Origin of the sequence: Geomicrobium sediminis (assembly GCF_016908595.1) — a bacterium.
GTDB classification, from domain to species: domain Bacteria; phylum Bacillota; class Bacilli; order Bacillales; family Marinococcaceae; genus Geomicrobium_A; species Geomicrobium_A sediminis.
In genome coordinates this window covers 1-16,655 of record NZ_JAFBEC010000022.1, presented here as the reverse complement: position 1 = coordinate 16,655, position 16,655 = coordinate 1, and the positions used below count along the sequence as shown (strand labels likewise).

Sequence of the window (16,655 nt, the reverse complement as noted above, 5' to 3'; positions counted from 1 at the left end):
TATTAAGATAATTTTTGAAGTGCTTGGCGAAGATCCTTCCATATATCAGCATAATGTTCAAGTCCAACAGAAAGACGGAGCAGCGAGTTGGTAATTCCCATGCGATTACGATCTTTCAAAGCGATACTTGCATGCGTTGTGGAAGCTGGGTGTGAAATGAGTGTTTCAGCATCACCAAGACTGACTGCGAGTGGAATCATGGTAAGTTCATTTAAAAACGCAAAAACATCATCTTTATTGCCATCGATATGGAAACTAATCATGCCACCGCTGTCTTTCATCTGAGTGCGAGCTAACTCATAATCGGAAAAAGAGGGGTCACCTGGAAATAAGACGGTTTTTACCTTTGGGTGTTTCGCTAATCGCCTTGCAATTTTCTTAGCGTTGGCACAGTGACGATCCATACGAATGGCAAGTGTTTTCATACCGCGAAGAAGCAACCACGCATCAAATGGGCTGAGTACAGCTCCAATATTTTTTTGTGCGTACGAGCGGACATCTTTTATTAATTCATGAGAACCAGCGACAACACCTGCGATAACATCACCATGACCACCAATGTATTTCGTTGCACTATGAATAACAAGGTCGGCACCTAACGTCAACGGTTGCTGAAGATAAGGGGTAGCAAAGGTATTATCAACTGCGATTAATAAATCATGTTTTTTTGCAAAAGCTGAAACAGCCGTAATGCTGGACATTTTCATCGTAGGGTTAATCGGTGTTTCAAGTAACACTAGCGTTGTTTTCTTTTTAAGTTTAGTTTCAACGTGTTCGAGATCGTTAAAGTCTACATACGTAAACGATATCTTATACCGTTCTTTCATTTGTTTTAATAAGCTGTACGTCGCCCCGTAGATGCCGTCAGAAGCTAGAATATGCTCCCCGGATTTTACATGAGTAAAAAGTACAGCAGAAATTGCAGCCATCCCTGATGAAAATGCTAAGGCGCACTCTGCTCGTTCAGCAATGGCCATTCGTTCTTCAAATTGTGTGACTGTTGGGTTGCCCATTCGCGTATACACATAGCCTGAATCAAGACCAGCGAAACGAGCTTCACCAATTTCAGCTTGGTCAAAGGAGAACGTACTCGTTTGATAAAGAGGCGAGGTCAAGCTTCCGAAAGGGTCATGATTTTGATCGCGACCACCGTGAATATATGAAGTTTCTTTTCGATCATTCAAAAGATAACCTCCTAAAATAAATAAAAGAATTGGCTCCTCAATGTATAAATGACAGTTTAGGTTGTAAAACTAAGAATACATTGGAAAAAATTGAGGAGGCAGGAAAATGAATAAAGCTGATTTAATTCGTGTTGTAGCAGAAAAAAGTGAGTTAACGAAAAAGCAAAGTGAAATGGCTGTGAATGCTATTTTTGAGACGATTACGGAAAACTTACAAAATGGAGAACGTGTACAGTTGATTGGCTTTGGACAATTTGAAACTCGGAAACGTGATGCAAGAAAGGTACGCAACCCTCGCACTGGTGAAGAGATTGAAGTGAAAGCGAGCATGTCTCCTGCTTTTAAACCAGGGAAGCGACTAAAACAAGCTGTAAATGTATGATGTAATACAATAGCCTACGCAACCCAAGCTTGCATTGTTCTTCAATTTCGTGTTTGATTTTCCAACTTCTAGGGTATAGATAGCTAACCCAATACGCCCTCAAGTCCATAGAGAATATATACGGAAAGGGTCGAACACGAATGACACAGTTTGATCAAGGAATGAACAAAGACTCCCTTATGAAGGAATTGTTAGAGTTGGAAGTGTATAAGGTTGATGGGAAGCAACTTTACGAGCTAACGATGGAACAATTAGATGCTGCATATAAAGAACATTTAAGTATATAAAAGCTTGAAGACGAACTACAGTCTTCAAGCTTTTTTCGTTGAAAAAAAAGTTCTACATAAGTACAACTAGTCACTACATACGCTAAAGATGGTAAGCATTTGCATATAAGTGTGGCGAGGAGGCGTGAGTGGTGAGTGATTTTTATAATCAAAAAGACGAAACGTATTATCAATCTTATAATACAGTGCTTGTGAATTTAATTCCTGAACAGGCAAAACGAATTGTTGATATTGGATGTTCATCAGGTCGGTTAGGGGAAGTGTTAAAAGAGCGGAATGGTGCCTACGTGACAGGAATTGAGGCATTCAAGGAAGCCGCTACTCAAGCAAAAAAAGTACTAGACCGTGTTTACTTTGGCAACATCGAAGAAGAAGAGTGGCCCTATCCAGATGAAACCTTTGATGTCGTTGTTTTTGGTGATGTACTTGAACATTTAGTCGACCCATGGGACGTGTTACGTAAAGTCCATCCGTATTTAGATGAAGGTGGTGTCGTCTGTGCAAGCATTCCTAACATTAACCACGTCTCCATTATTGAAGAATTGCTCAGGGGAAACTTCACGTATGCGGAAATGGGATTAATGGATCAAACCCATATGCGTTTCTTTACTGTAAATGAGATTCATAAAATGTTTGTCGAGAATGGCTTTGAATTTGAAGCATTTCAATACATTCCTCTCGTTCAAGGGAATCAAGTTCAATTGTTAGAACGTTTAAAAACAGTCGGTTCAGAGTTTGGAATCGATACAACAACGCTCGTTGAACGGGGAAGTGCATACCAATATGTTATGCGTGCGAGAAAAATATAATGTAGATGGTTTCACGTTCATGGGCACCTCACATAAGAATAACAAACGGAGGTGTTTAAATGATTACGAGCATTGTTGTGCTTACGTACAATGAACTTGATAAAACGAAGCAATGTATTGATAGTCTTTATAAACATACGAAGCGAGACGATTATGAATTGATCATCGTAGATAACGGTTCGAGCGATGGAACAAAAGCATACATTCAATCGTTGTCGGACGTTATTTTTATTGATAATGAGAAGAACCAAGGGTTTGCAAAAGGGTGCAATCAAGGATTGAACGTCGCCACTGGGACCGATGTTTTGTTTTTGAACAATGATACGGTGTTAACGCCGAACTGGTTAGAGCCGTTGAGAAAAGCCTTGCATGAGTCAGATCAAGTAGCCATGGTAGGACCGATGAGCAATTATGTATCTGGGGCACAGTTAACCAGTGTTGATTATGAATCGATTGATCAACTAGATGAATTCTCGATCAAACATTGCAATCAATATAAAGGAGAGACGAAGCGTGTTCTTAGGCTCGTAGGCTTCTGTTTGCTCGTTAAGAAGCATCTACTTGACGAAATTGGAGGGTTTGATGAGCGCTATACGATGGGGTCATTTGAAGATGATGATTTATCGACTCAAATGTTTACGAAAGGTTATGAATTAAAAATTGTTCAAGACTCGTTCGTACATCATCACGGTCATGCGACCTTTCAAGCGAATCAAGATATTGATATCTATGATCTGTATATTCGAAACAAGCAAACGTTTATCGACAAATGGGGAGCCGATATTACGACGTTCATGTTCCCGAGAATTGAACTCGTTAATTTAATCGCAACAAACAGTCGCAAGGTGCTTGAAATCGGTTGTGGTGCAGGCGCAACGGGGCTTGATTATCGCAATCGCAATAATGATGTTGTGATCCATGGAATCGAAGAACGTAAAATCATCGGCAAAATGGCACAAAGTCATTTCGAGTATGTTCAACTTCCAGACAGTTACGATCAGGTTGACTTTACGGAACTTTCTTCTGATTATGATTCTGTTGTGCTGAATAATGTGATTGAAAAAGTCGTAGATCCGTGGACGTTTATTGATCAGATCAGTCAGATTCTAAAGCCTGGTGGTGTACTCGTTTGTAGCGTACCGAATGTAAGCCACGGGGAAGTCATCATGCAATTGTTACAAGGTCAATGGACGTATGCACATTCGGGAATGCTTGATGCACAGCATGTCCGTTTTTTTACCCCTTATAGTGTTGATCAATTGTTTGCTGGTGATCAATTTCGATTGCAGTTAAAAACGTATACGCAAGTGGACCAAGATGAGCGAACGAACTTGTTTTTACAAGACGTTGCAGAAGCGGGTATTAAGCATGGATTTCATCTCGGCCAATTAACTTCATTTGCAAAAATGCATCAAGTCATTTTCCAACTTAAACGAACAGGGGGAGAGTGAGGCGATGAAGGGAATTATTTTAGCTGGGGGAGACGGTACACGACTTTACCCACTCACCCGTGTCGTATCGAAACAATTGCTTCCTGTTTACGATAAGCCGATGATTTATTATCCGTTGTCGGTTTTCATGCTCGCAGATATTCGTGAAATCTTAATTATAAGTACTCCGCAAGATACACCAAGGTTTGAACAAATGCTCGGAGACGGTTCTTCAATTGGATTAAACATTACGTACAAAGTGCAAGAAGCACCAAAAGGAATCGCTGAGGCGCTCATTTTAGGAGAGTCATTTATTGAAGGTGATTCTGTAGCGTTAATTCTTGGAGATAACATCTTTTATGGAAGTCAGTTTTCTAGTGTTGTTCAACGCGCATCTAAGTTAAAGGAAGGTGCGATTGTTTTTGGCTATCCAGTAAAACGACCAGAGCGCTTTGGGGTAGTTGAGATCGACCAGATTGGTAAAGCGGTTTCGCTTGAAGAAAAGCCTGAGCAACCAAAGTCTTCAATTGCTGTTACGGGCTTATATTTTTACGATCAACAGGCCGTTCAATATGCAAAAGATATTACCCCATCTGCACGTGGTGAATTAGAGATTACAGCAGTGAATCAGCGATATCTAGATGAGGGCAAGTTGCATGTTGAACAATTAGGTCGTGGGTTTGCTTGGTTAGACACAGGAACACACCAATCGTTGCTGGATGCATCATCTTTCATTGAAACGATTGAAGAACGACAAAGTCTGAAGATTGCATGTATTGAAGAGATTGCTTATAGGAAATCGTTCATTTCCAAAGAACAGTTAAGGCAACTGGCAGAACCGCTAAAGAAAAACGCGTATGGTCAGTATTTGCTCTCAATTATTGATAACGAACGAGGAGGGTGAGTATGAATGTCCTAGTTACTGGTGGAGCGGGTTTTATCGGCAGTCACTTTATTCTTCATGCCTTAGAAGAGGACTCTTCAATTACGATCGTGAATGTGGATCGGCTAACGTATGCTGCAGACCTCTCTTACCTTCAAGAAGTAGAGAAAGACGGTCGATATCTGTTCGTGCAAGCTGACATTTGTGATCATGACAAGATGCTTCAGCTGGTATACGATCATCACATTGAAGCGATCGTGAACTTCGCTGCAGAATCACACGTTGACAGAAGTATCCAAGATAGTGCTCCGTTTTTACGTACGAATATTACAGGCACCCATTCATTGCTTGAAGTAGCAAGAAAATGTGGGGGCATCCGTTATGTACAAATCTCAACGGATGAAGTATACGGATCGTTATCGTTTGATGACTTGAGATTGTTTACCGAACAATCCGTTTTGCAGCCGAACAATCCTTATTCGGCTAGTAAAGCAGGGGCAGATTTACTCGTGCGATCGTATTATGAGACACACGGTATACCGGTGAACATTACACGTTGTTCGAACAATTATGGTCCTCATCAACATGGGGAGAAATTGTTGCCGACGTTAATCCAGCGCTCTAGCAGACAACTGTCGTTACCGATTTATGGGGATGGCAAAAACATACGTGATTGGCTATACGTGAAAGATCATGTTCGAGCCATTTTACTCGTTCTCCAAAAAGGTAAGATCGGTGAAGTGTACAATATTGGCGGTACGAATGAATGGACGAACAATGAAGTTGCAAAACACGTTCTCGACTATTTTGGTTTGCCTCATTCAAACATCTCTTATGTGTCAGATCGACTAGGGCATGATCAAAGATATGCAATTGATGCGACTAAGATTCAACAACAGTTAGGCTGGCAGCCTCAGACGACGTTTGCACAAGGTCTCGTTGAAACGATTGAATGGTACCTTGAAAGAGGGGATAAATCGTGAGTATCCATAAAGTACTCGTGACCGGTGCGGGCGGTCAATTGGGCAATGCACTCGTCAAACAATTGCTGATTGCAGGCTATAATGTTGTGCCGATGGATCGTAATCGATGTGATGTTCGAATGCTTGAAGAAGTCTATCAGATCTTTACAAAAGAAAACCCAGATGTTGTTATTCATGCAGCGGCATATACGAACGTCGACGCTGCTGAAGAGAATATGGACGATGCTTATGCCGTGAATACGTATGGCACGAGAAATGTAGCCATTTCTGCAAAAGATGTTGGTGCACGTCTCGTTTACGTGAGTACGGACTTTGTATTTGAAGGAAATCAAACGAAGCCATATTCAGAGTTTGATCAAACAAATCCCCTTACAGTATACGGGCAATCTAAACTCGCCGGTGAGTCGATGATCGCCCGTTTTCATCCTCGTTCTTATACGGTTCGTACGTCTTGGTTATATGGAGAAGATGGTCATCATTTTGTAAGCAAAATCATTCAGCGAGCTCATGAAGTAAACGAGTTGCAAGTCGTCAGTGATGAGATTGGTACGCCGACGTATACGTATGATCTCGCTAGTTTTATTCAGCAACTTATGAACACGAAAGCGTACGGAACGTATCATTTTTCAAATCAAGGTAGCTGCTCACGATATGAATGGGCAAAGGAAATTATTCAATACACAAAAATAGACGTTCCAGTGCGACCAATTCAACGTAACGAGCTTCATATGAATGGTGTCCCAAGGCCATACTATTCCGTATTAGCTCACCAAGCACTACGTCTAAATGGATTCCCAAAGCCTAGACCGTGGCAAGAGGCGCTAGAGGAATATATAAACAGGCAACACTCCTCCAATTCATGATACGATATGTGGGTGAAGGAGGAATGAATAACATGGATGGAAAAACGCGCTCAGACGTTACACCTGGTAAAGTTGTGGATATCGTATTGAAAGCCGACCAACGAACAGGTAAGACGACACAAGGGACAGTGAAAGAATTACTTACAAAGTCAAACCATCATCCGCACGGTATTAAAGTACGCTTAACTGATGGACAGGTTGGACGAGTAAAGAAAATTTACGAATGAAAAGAATAAGGCGTTCCTTGAATGAACAGCTGTGACTAATGCGAGGCACGCCTTTATACATGATTCAACAGAAAGTGAAGTGCATATTGCTTCAATAGGAGCAACGTATACATAGATTTGAATGCCGAAATAAAGTTAGCATCTAGCAGCATTTAAGCGAGGTGACATCCTATGAAAGACCTTCAATTACTCGTCGCGTTGGACGAATACCGCTCCATGCAAAAAGCTGCGTCTCACTTGTTTATCTCACAACCTGCGATTAGTCAGCGGTTAAAGACGATCGAGAATGAATGGGGACAAGAGTTGTTTATTCGAACGAGTGCAGGTATTGTACCGACGCCATCTGGCGAGATTGTCATTGCTCATGCGAAACTGCAACTTCAAGCGGTTCAAACAACGAAGGATCAGCTAGCGATGGTTGATTACCACGTTGCAGGTTCCTTAAAAATAGGCGTCTCATCCGTTGTTGCTCAATATGTATTACCAACCGTACTTGCAGAGTATATGAAAACGTTCCCTGAAGTACGAATTGAAATGCAAACAGGGCTAAGCGAAGACTTATTAAAAGACGTCGTGCATCATCACGTTACGATTGTACGTGGCGATGAACCTTTAATTGGAATGGCGGTACAACCTTGGTTTACGGAATCGTTAGCACTCGTTTATAAAGAAACGGGAATGACAGCAACGGAAGTTCTTCAACAAAAGCCGTTCCTATCTTTTCAAACCGAACCAAGCTATCATGTGAATGTTAGAAAAGCAATCTTAAATCAATACAACATATGGCCAGAGCGAATGCTCGAAGTGAACAACATTGGTACGTGTAAAGCATTAACGTTAGCTGGGGTTGGAGCTGCTGTTTTACCAGCATGTAGTGTGGAAGATTTAGATGAACGATATCGGGTAGAGCTCATTCCTAACTCAGAGCGCAAGACGTGGGTTGTGTTTGAGAAAGAATATAGACAGTTACCACAAGTTGAAGCGTTTTTAACGATGTTAGAACAACAAAAAGCGAACGATTCTTTATGACTCGTTTGCTTTTTGTTCGGTCAATGATTTGTAGGTTTACGAACATTACAATCCAATCAGTTCAGAAGGAATGCCTTCATAACCACTATGAAGCAACAGCTCGCTTACAGTAACAAATTCAAAGCCTTCTTTTTCTAATTGATCGAGGATTTTATCGAGTGCTTTTACAGTTTCAGATCGGTTGCCACCTGCATCATGGAACAAAACAATGTCACCTGGATGAGAGCCAGGAGCAACGTTGTTAATGATGTTGGCTACACCTGGTCGTTTCCAATCTCTTGAGTCTTGATGCCATGACCAAATAATCGTCCGGTATCCTTCATCTGCAGCTAATGTGATGAGCCGGTCATCGTAATAGCCACCGACTGAGCGGAAGAAAACAGGGCGAATTCCTGTAGCAGCGATAATGGCTTGTTCGGTTTTTTCGAGTTGTTGAAGAAACAGATCATCAGAAATCCCTTGCATACCGACATGTTCATACGTATGATTCCCGATTTCGTGTCCTTCTTCGACCCCTCGTTGTAAAAGCTCTGGATACCTTTCTGCATGTTTACCGATTACGAAAAATGTTGCTTTTGCTTGATGCTTTTGAAGTACATCCATAATTAACGGTGTATACAAGGGATGTGGGCCATCATCGAATGTAATCGCAATTAATTTTCTTTCACTTGGAACATTCCAGACGATTTCGCCAGAGTCTTGCCATTCTTCTTTTGACTTTGCTTGAACGTCATTGAAGCCACTCGTAAACAAAAGAAGCAAACTACACAATGCAAAAAGAATCCTTTTCATAAGCGACTCCTTTCTTTACATCTCTAGCTTATCTTGCCTGATCTTCCTTAAATCATGCGAAAAAAAGCTACTCATCGTTGATGAGTAGCAACAAAATTATGAAGCAATCGGACTGTCTACTTTAGATGCAGGTAAAGCTTTCTTAAAGAAGCTCGGTTGTGCTTTACTAATTAAGAAAATGACTCCAAATGTAATAAGTGTCGCTGGAATAATATAAGATGCATTGTACACGATCGAATAAATCCAAACGTTCCATCCTTCAGGCGTGTATGCACCAAACCAGATAACACCTGAAATAATGTGCACGAATAGGCGCAAAAAGCTTGCTACAAAAAGCCCAACGATTGCCCATTTGATCGCAAGTTCACCTTTATGATTACGTAGTGTAAACAGTCCGGCAAGTCCAACGACTGCAAAGGCAACGGGGTAATCCAATAGCGCCTGTACAGGGTGGAAAATCGATGAGCCTAAAACGAGCTTTAGCGACCCGACAAGTAATCCGGTTGCTACACCGACTTTAACGCCTCGACGGAATGCCATAACAAAAATCGGCAACATAACAAGTGTTATTGATCCTCCCATTACCCATGGACCGCTAAATTCAATACGATCAAGTATAAGTGCTAATGCAGTCATAAGAGCAATTTCAACCATGATTAACGTTCTTGTTTGCACAAAAATATCCCCTTTCTGTTTTTGCCACAGGGGGATGTAGGTAGACAGGTCCCAATAAAAACAAGTTACACAAAGGACCGTTCCCACTTCCCTACGCTGGTATGACCCAGGTCAGGTTCGAAGAGTTAGGGCAATATGAGCCCCTCTCAGTCTTGCGACACCTCTAGTGGTTTGATTTACAATTTTCATTTTTATTATAGACTAAAGGTACTGAAAATACCAATATCGTTTTAATGTGTAGAGCTTTTATAAAGATGAATGATCTTTTTCGTAGAGCACATAATGAGAAAGGACTGTCTAAAAAAATGAACGTACACATTCGAGAAATTAAGCTAGAAGACGCAAAACAAGTCGCGTATGTACATGTAAGTAGTTGGAAAACGACGTATCCAGGAATCGTTCCTACTTCTTTTCTTAATAGCTTACAAGTAGATGAGAGGGCAACACTATGGGAAAGCAGAATTAACGCTGGAATGGAAATGACTTATGTTGCAAGTAATGATCAAAATGAAATTATCGGATTCATTTCAATCGGAAGAAGTAAAAACGTTCAAGCACGTGCACAAGTTTATGCTTTATACTTATTGGAAGACGTACAGCGAAAAGGAGTTGGTAAGGCATTGATGAAACGAGCGATGGAGGATTTTTATGAACAAGGTTATCAATCATTTATCATAGAAGCACTTGTAGAAAACCCGTCGATGGCTTTTTATCGTGCATTACGACCGATGCATTATTCGTTATCGACGTTTGTCATTCATAAACGAGAGATTAAAGAATGGGTGATGACATTTTCTGTAGAGCAGGTACGTCAGCAACTAGCAACGTAAAACAATTGAAGTTTATCCTATAGATTATGAGGAGGAATAGGAATGTATCAACGCCAGAAGCAAGAAGAGTGTCTTGTAGAGTTAAATCAAACAGCTAGAGGGGAAATGAAAGCAACGCTCGTCATTCAAAATGCAACACTTGTTAGTGTAACAACAGGTGAGCTCCTTGAAGGAAGAGATGTTGCAGTTCATCAATCACGAATTGCCTATGTAGGAAAAGACGCTTCACATACGATCGGTGACGATACGCTCGTAATCGATGCGCAAGGAAAATACTTATCTCCAGGGTTTTTAGATGGACATTGTCATATTGAAAGCAGTCAAATTACACCGACGCAGTTTGCACGTGCCGTCTTATCAAAAGGGACGACGGGTGGATTCTTTGATGCCCATGAGATTACGAATGTGCTCGGACTCGAAGGATTAAAGCTAATGCTTGAAGAAGCACGACAAACGCCAATGGCAGCATACATGCAAGTCGCTTCTTGCGTCCCATCAACAGGTCCGGAGTTTGAGACGAATGGTGCTGAGATTGGACCGAATGAAGTTGCCGAAGCGTTTACGTGGGGAGACGATATGGTTGCACTCGGTGAAGTGATGAACTTCCCAGGCGTTGTGTATGGTGATGAAAAGATGCTAGGTGAAATTCGTGAGACGTTGCGTGCAGGAAAAGTTGCTGACGGTCACTATACGTGGTCTGCAAGTGACGATGTGAAACTGTCCGCTTATGTGAGCACTGGCATTAGTGGTGATCATGAGTGTACGACCGCAGAAGATGTGATTGAACGGATTCGTCTCGGTCAATACGCGAAATTACGTCGAGGTTCTGCGTGGCACGATGTGGCAGAAACGATTAAAGCTTTCACAGAACATAACATCAATACGAGAAGAATGGTACTCGTCACAGACGACCGTAGTCCAGAATCACTTGTTGATGAAGGTCACATTGACTTTGTAATCCGTCATGCAATTATGCAAGGCGTTCCTCCAGTTATTGCCATTCAAATGGCAACGATTAATACTGCAGAACGATTCGGTTTATCAAATGATGTCGGTGTCATTGCTCCTGGTCGCTATGCCGACATGGTCTTACTCAAAGGCTCTTTAAATGAAATTAATGTTGAAACGACAATTGCAGCAGGTACTGTCGTTGCTAAGAACAATGAAATGGTCGTTGATTTGCCTTCATTCGATTGGCCACAATCAGCAATTCAATCAGTCAAGCTCGAGCGCACGGTAGAAGCTAAAGATTTCGAAATCAACGCTCCAGTTAGCGATGGAACCGTGACGGTTCGAACGATTAACGTACGTGAAAATCACGTAGATACGAAAGAAAAGCATGTTGATTTAAACGTTCAAAAAAACAAACTCGTATTGTCCGATGAAGTGTGCAAGATGTCTGTCATTGAACGACATGGTAAAAACGGTAATCAAGGGCTCGGGGTTCTGTCCGGTGTTGGGTTTAAGCAACCAGTGGCGATGGCAATGACGGTTGCTCACGACTCCCATAACTTGATGGTCATTGGGAATGATGATGAGCTTATGGCAACAGTTACAAATGAAGTGAGTGCGATGCAAGGAGGAATAGTCGTAAGAACGCATGATCAAGAAACAGTACTTCCTTTACCAGTGGCGGGGTTAATGTCTGATGCACCGTTTGAAGAAGTTGCAGCAAAATCAAAAGAGATTAGCGAACATTTGGCCCAAGCCGGTTGTACGATGAACTACGCATTTATGACATTGTCGCTATTAGCACTTGTCGTCATTCCAGACATTCGTCTTTCAGATAAAGGGCTTGTTCGAATTGGAGAACAAGGGTTTGAAAAAGTATCGTTATTTGTAACGAATTAAGTTTCGTACAATAACATGAATAGCAATTGTCGTATGCTTGGAAAGATGTTACGTTTAAGGCAGTAATTGAGGTGATCACAATGACAATTGATGAAGCAAAACAGCAGTTACAAATGTTAAAAGCGGATTATGCCCGTGTGCAAGGCGATTTAGAAAAGATCGAATCCATTGGTGGGAATGTACGACCTGTTACGAGACAACTTAAACAACTTGAAGAAGAGATTCAAGTTGCTCGTCAAACGGTAAATGAATTAGAGCAGTAATAAATAACGTAAATGGAATGAATGTCACCTCGGGGACGTTCATTCTTAACTAAACAAGCTCGTGCCTATCATTAAAAGGCACGAGCTTGTTTAGTTTTCATAAGAAAGTAGTTTAATTCGTTGTTCGGTCTTGACATCAAAAAAGTGAGCGTGTGCCATATCGACTCTGAATTGAACTTGGTCACCTCGATTAAGGCGATGGGTTGGTTTTACAGTGACTCGTAGCTCATGTTGTTCGACTTGTGTATAAACGACGGATTCAGAACCTGTTAGTTCGATTAGATGTATCTTTGCATGAATGTGGGAAACTGAACGATCAGTCGAATCGACCAAGGACACGTGCTCTGGACGAATGCCGAGAAAGATCTCTTTTCCAATGTAGTGTTGAAGCGAACGATAAATTTCTGTAGGAACTTTAATGAACGTTTCATTGCCTACTTGAAAGTAACCGTTATGTAATTTGCCCTGTACGACATTCATTGATGGTGAACCGATAAAGCTACCGACGAAAATATTGTTTGGGCGAAGATAGACTTCAGAAGGTGTTCCGATTTGTTGGATGATGCCATCTTTCATTACGACAATTCGACTTGCCATCGTCATCGCTTCTGTTTGGTCATGTGTCACGTAAATTGTCGTCGTTTTTAATTGATGGTGGATTTGCATAATTTCTGAGCGCATTTGTACACGTAATTTTGCATCTAAGTTTGAGAGAGGTTCATCCATTAGGAAAACTTTCGGGTTTCTAACGATTGCACGACCGAGAGCGACGCGCTGACGTTGGCCTCCAGATAAAGCTCTAGGCTTTCGATTTAAATAATCGTCGAGTCCGAGCAAGTGACTAGCAGAATGCACCCTTTGTTTAATCGTATCTTTATTGAATTTTCTTAATTTCAATCCGAATGCAATGTTATCAAACACGTTCATGTGTGGGTATAGTGCGTAGTTTTGGAAGACCATAGCGATGTCACGGTCTTTAGGTGGCGCTTCGTTCATTAATAGATTGTCGATATAAAATGATCCTTCACTAATGGTTTCGAGTCCTGCAATCATACGTAACGTTGTTGATTTTCCACATCCTGAAGGACCAACAAGAACGATGAATTCTTCATCTTGTACATGTAAATTAAAGTCTTTGACAACAGGAAGGTCATTCTCGTAATACTTGTATAAATGTTCTAAGGCGATCTTGGTCATTGCTTGATTCCTCGCTTTAATAGAATACATTCAGTGTAATCGTTTATGTAGTAACAACCTAGTTAAAACGATGTAAAGCTCGTAAAGAGAGGCTTATGAATAGACGGGCGAATGTTTCGTTCATAAGAAAAAACCTGGTCTTAAAAGAGCCAGGTTCTAAGAAAGAATGAGACGTTGAATGGCTTTGGCAACTCCATCTTCATTATGATGAACCGTCGTCTCATCTGTAATGCTTTTAATGTAATCGTCAGCATTTCCCATAGCAATGCTAAGACCAGCAACCTCAAACATTGGGACATCATTGTAATTGTCACCAATTGCAATAGTATGTTGTTGCTCAATCTTTAAGTGATTAGCCATAAACCTAATACCGCGACCTTTGTCTACATCAGGGGGCATAATTTCAAGGTTGTCTGTACCCGATGTTGTGAATTCGATATGGGGATGGCCTTCCCATGCATTCTTAATATCCTCGAGTTTTTCTGGAAACAGTGATAAAACGAGGAATTTATAAGGAATAAAGGAATGCTTAGGAATGTCTTCAGGTGATGGTAATAAATTTAGACCCATCATTTGAATTTGACGATCGGCTTGTGTGCGAATCGCTTGCTTAAGCTTCGATGCATCTGAGTGAGACTCACCGTATGCTTCAAGGTCATTCAAAAAGAACTGATACGCATCTTTCGTAGCATAATGACCTTCAGATGTTCCTAAGTGAAAGTAGAATTCATGATCATTAAGCCAATGAGCAACTTTCGTTGCAGTTGGAACATCCATACTAAATTGTTCAAGGATATTCCCATCTTTGTCAGCGATCACAGCGCCATTTCCACAAACGAAGCCGTCTGCGGCAATGCCAGCATCAGCGACAATATTCATCGCATCTGTCAAACTTCTACCCGTTGAAATGACAAACTTGTGGTCTTTCTGAAGTTCCTTAATTGTCTCTGAAGTCGTTTCCGAAATGTGTCGATCAGAGTGAAGCAGCGTTCCATCCATATCAATTGCTACCATTTTCATTGACTTCACCTACTTATCTTGATGTCGGTCCTCTTTTAAATTGTAACGGTTTTCGTCTAATTTTGCAGGCTCTATGGATTGGAGGGCTTGTTCAAGTGTTAAGTAAGTACATATGTTTTTGAACCGGATACCAAGGCGTACAATTGTTTGTGAAAGCTCAGGGCGCATTCCAGACAGTACGACTTTAATGCCGAGTAGGCGTAAGGCTTGAATAAGGTTTGATAGGTTTTGGGCGAACCAAGTATTTATTGAGTTAATTCCTGATAGGTCAATAACAATGCAAGTCAGGCTTAACTCGGTCGCTCGGTTTAAAGTTTGGTTTTGTAAGTAAGTGGATCGTTCATCGTCAAGATCGCCGATAATCGGCAGAACGGCAACCCCTTTCCAAACTGGAACGAGAGGAATTGAAACGGCATACATTTCTTTACGAGTAAGTTCAATCGTCTGTACTTGAAAACTCATGTATTGACGGCATACGTTTTCGAATAGTTCTTCCCATCTAGATGCAACATCAATGATTAGTTCAAACGCTTGCTTTGAAGATAGAATATTCATTTCGACTTTTTTTACGAGCAATTGTTGAAAGGCAGTCCGAAAAGAACGGAATAATAATAGCAAGTGATCTGATGTAAATCGTTTACCTATACAGAAGTTCACGAATTGGCTTGACCATTGATCAAGGTCGATAGAAGTTGAGCCGATTATAATGTTGAACCAGTCTGTGGCGAACGGTTTAATTAAATCCCGAAATTCATCAAGGTCTCCTTGGTTATGTGAATGGAATTCATGTAACGCATCCTCGTACCATTCATCTAAATGGTCACGTAACGTAGTTAATGAATACTTTGATTGGTCTTCCAAGATGTCTCCCCCCCTAATCAGAACAAAATATCATTATGAACGGTTCCCTATATCTACTGCGTTTAAACATATTTTGAGGAAGTTACTGGCTTTGTGGTAAAAATGTCTAGGAATTACGTTTGAATTTAGAGAAAACTATAACCATTGTGGGAAAGTTTCAAAAGCACTGACAAAACGCATATTTGTTTGTTAAAGTGGGTATTAATCAAGTAAGCAACAACAAAACGCAACTATTTTAAGGAGGAGAATATACAATGAATAAGAAACTATTGTACGGAATGCTCTCTGGAGTTTTTGCGGTAGGTATGCTTGCAGCATGTGGTGGAGATATGGAAGGTGAAGATCCACTAGGTGAAGACCCAGCAGGTGAAGATCCAGCAGGTGAAGTTGAAGATACTGAAGATGATCTATAAAAAAAAGTGGTGCGATGCACCGCTTTTTTTATGCCTAAAATGAAGAAAACTTATGAACATTGACGATAGATAGCAACGATAATTACAAAACGCGGGTGCAGATTACAGGGATTTTTATCCAATCCCTGTAATTGGATTGTTACACAATTTAATGGAATGTAATTGGTAATATTATGTCACTGACACGAATGAAATCTCTATGAAATGTTCCTACGTATATTTCCTTTTCATACCTGATATTGCCAGCGGAAAACCTGAAATAGACCCTTTTCAACTCCGTATACACTCGGCATAATGAGTGTCGGAGGTGGAAGAAATGAAAAAATACTTATTCGCTTTATCCGCATTTCTACTTGTACCTACGGGTGCACTTGCTCAAACTGAGGAGCAGCCTAAAACGCAAAGTTTGGATCATCATAAAAACGTCATCGTGTACAAGGCTGGTCTTTGGAATGGTGAATGGAAGACGTACTCAAACTCTCATTCTATGAAAGAGCTAGAAGAGTTTGCAGTGTATTTAAGAGATCAATACAACATCTATTGCCCGCCGCTTCAAGATGAATTAGAAGAAGATACAGAGCAAGAAGAAGCACCAGAAGTGGACGAGCCAACTGAAGGTAACGAAGAAGAAGCACCAGAAGTGGACGAGCCAACTGAAGGTAACGAAGAAGAAGCA

At 41.0% G+C, this 16,655-nt stretch carries 20 protein-coding genes and 1 riboswitch; of the genes, 14 read left to right on the top strand and 6 right to left on the bottom strand.

Features of this window, described 5'->3' with window-relative positions; translation table 11 throughout:
• Nucleotides 1-2: 2 nt before the first annotated feature.
• Nucleotides 3-1,184 (bottom strand): trans-sulfuration enzyme family protein, encoded by a 1,182-nt coding sequence (locus tag JOD17_RS20350; RefSeq protein WP_204699782.1) that lies wholly within the window; start codon nt 1,182-1,184, stop codon nt 3-5.
• A 106-nt stretch (nt 1,185-1,290) separates the two neighbouring features.
• On the opposite strand from JOD17_RS20350, the gene JOD17_RS20345 reads away from it, so the two are divergent.
• From JOD17_RS20345 to JOD17_RS20305, 9 genes are all read left to right on the top strand, one after another.
• Complete coding sequence (locus tag JOD17_RS20345; protein ID WP_204699781.1) at nt 1,291-1,566, top strand: HU family DNA-binding protein; 276 nt, start codon at nt 1,291-1,293, stop codon at nt 1,564-1,566.
• Between the two features lie 140 nt (nt 1,567-1,706).
• On the top strand, nt 1,707-1,853 hold the full coding sequence (locus tag JOD17_RS20340; RefSeq protein ID WP_204699780.1) for a Fur-regulated basic protein FbpA: 147 nt from the start codon (nt 1,707-1,709) through the stop codon (nt 1,851-1,853).
• Nucleotides 1,854-1,984: 131 nt separating this feature from the next.
• Entirely contained in the window at nt 1,985-2,662 is a 678-nt protein-coding gene (locus tag JOD17_RS20335; protein WP_204699779.1) for a methyltransferase domain-containing protein, read from the top strand.
• Nucleotides 2,663-2,721: 59 nt separating this feature from the next.
• A complete protein-coding gene (locus JOD17_RS20330; protein ID WP_204699778.1) occupies nt 2,722-4,113 on the top strand; it encodes a bifunctional glycosyltransferase family 2 protein/class I SAM-dependent methyltransferase in 1,392 nt (463 codons plus the stop codon).
• Nucleotides 4,114-4,117: 4 nt separating this feature from the next.
• Nucleotides 4,118-4,996: a glucose-1-phosphate thymidylyltransferase RfbA gene (gene rfbA / locus JOD17_RS20325; protein WP_204699777.1), complete on the top strand. Its 879-nt coding sequence runs from the start codon at nt 4,118-4,120 to the stop codon at nt 4,994-4,996.
• 2 nt (nt 4,997-4,998) lie between these two features.
• Nucleotides 4,999-5,958 carry a dTDP-glucose 4,6-dehydratase gene (gene rfbB / locus JOD17_RS20320; RefSeq protein WP_204699776.1) on the top strand — a complete coding sequence of 320 codons (960 nt, stop codon included), beginning with the start codon at nt 4,999-5,001 and terminating at the stop codon, nt 5,956-5,958.
• Entirely contained in the window at nt 5,955-6,821 is an 867-nt protein-coding gene (rfbD, locus tag JOD17_RS20315) for a dTDP-4-dehydrorhamnose reductase (RefSeq protein WP_338028844.1), read from the top strand. The genes rfbB and rfbD overlap by 4 nt, the downstream gene beginning before the upstream one ends.
• Before the next feature lie 32 nt (nt 6,822-6,853).
• Nucleotides 6,854-7,048: a YwbE family protein gene (locus JOD17_RS20310; protein ID WP_042359742.1), complete on the top strand. Its 195-nt coding sequence runs from the start codon at nt 6,854-6,856 to the stop codon at nt 7,046-7,048.
• Nucleotides 7,049-7,219: 171 nt separating this feature from the next.
• The gene (locus tag JOD17_RS20305) at nt 7,220-8,077 is read left to right on the top strand and encodes a LysR family transcriptional regulator (protein ID WP_204699775.1); all 858 of its coding nucleotides are present in this window, start codon (nt 7,220-7,222) and stop codon (nt 8,075-8,077) included.
• Between the two features lie 45 nt (nt 8,078-8,122).
• Here JOD17_RS20305 and JOD17_RS20300 read toward each other — a convergent pair whose 3' ends face one another.
• Both JOD17_RS20300 and thiT read right to left on the bottom strand, forming a co-directional pair.
• On the bottom strand, nt 8,123-8,869 hold the full coding sequence (locus JOD17_RS20300; protein WP_204699774.1) for a polysaccharide deacetylase family protein: 747 nt from the start codon (nt 8,867-8,869) through the stop codon (nt 8,123-8,125).
• Between the two features lie 96 nt (nt 8,870-8,965).
• Nucleotides 8,966-9,544 (bottom strand): energy-coupled thiamine transporter ThiT, encoded by a 579-nt coding sequence (thiT, locus tag JOD17_RS20295; protein WP_338028843.1) that lies wholly within the window; start codon nt 9,542-9,544, stop codon nt 8,966-8,968.
• 71 nt (nt 9,545-9,615) lie between these two features.
• Nucleotides 9,616-9,719, bottom strand: a riboswitch (TPP riboswitch).
• Nucleotides 9,720-9,849: 130 nt separating this feature from the next.
• On the opposite strand from thiT, the gene JOD17_RS20290 reads away from it, so the two are divergent.
• From JOD17_RS20290 to JOD17_RS20280, 3 genes are all read left to right on the top strand, one after another.
• Nucleotides 9,850-10,374, top strand: coding sequence for a GNAT family N-acetyltransferase (locus JOD17_RS20290; RefSeq protein WP_204699773.1), 525 nt, complete (start codon nt 9,850-9,852; stop codon nt 10,372-10,374).
• 42 nt (nt 10,375-10,416) lie between these two features.
• Nucleotides 10,417-12,225 (top strand): adenine deaminase, encoded by a 1,809-nt coding sequence (gene ade, locus JOD17_RS20285; RefSeq protein ID WP_204699772.1) that lies wholly within the window; start codon nt 10,417-10,419, stop codon nt 12,223-12,225.
• 80 nt (nt 12,226-12,305) lie between these two features.
• Entirely contained in the window at nt 12,306-12,488 is a 183-nt protein-coding gene (locus JOD17_RS20280; protein ID WP_042359745.1) for an SE1832 family protein, read from the top strand.
• A gap of 90 nt (nt 12,489-12,578) precedes the next feature.
• Here the strand turns inward: JOD17_RS20280 and JOD17_RS20275 are convergent, their stop codons facing one another.
• The 3 genes from JOD17_RS20275 to JOD17_RS20265 form a co-directional block, all read right to left on the bottom strand.
• Nucleotides 12,579-13,685 carry an ABC transporter ATP-binding protein gene (locus JOD17_RS20275; RefSeq protein ID WP_204699771.1) on the bottom strand — a complete coding sequence of 369 codons (1,107 nt, stop codon included), beginning with the start codon at nt 13,683-13,685 and terminating at the stop codon, nt 12,579-12,581.
• Between the two features lie 156 nt (nt 13,686-13,841).
• Entirely contained in the window at nt 13,842-14,705 is an 864-nt protein-coding gene (locus JOD17_RS20270; RefSeq protein ID WP_204699770.1) for a Cof-type HAD-IIB family hydrolase, read from the bottom strand.
• A gap of 9 nt (nt 14,706-14,714) precedes the next feature.
• The gene (locus tag JOD17_RS20265) at nt 14,715-15,566 is read right to left on the bottom strand and encodes an STAS domain-containing protein (RefSeq protein WP_204699769.1); all 852 of its coding nucleotides are present in this window, start codon (nt 15,564-15,566) and stop codon (nt 14,715-14,717) included.
• Between the two features lie 254 nt (nt 15,567-15,820).
• Between JOD17_RS20265 and JOD17_RS20260 the strand changes: the two genes are divergently transcribed.
• Together JOD17_RS20260 and JOD17_RS20255 are read left to right on the top strand one after the other, a co-directional pair.
• Complete coding sequence (locus tag JOD17_RS20260) at nt 15,821-15,979, top strand: hypothetical protein (protein WP_169966017.1); 159 nt, start codon at nt 15,821-15,823, stop codon at nt 15,977-15,979.
• A gap of 316 nt (nt 15,980-16,295) precedes the next feature.
• A partial coding sequence (locus tag JOD17_RS20255; protein WP_204699768.1) for a hypothetical protein occupies nt 16,296-16,655 on the top strand: 360 nt, incomplete at its 3' end.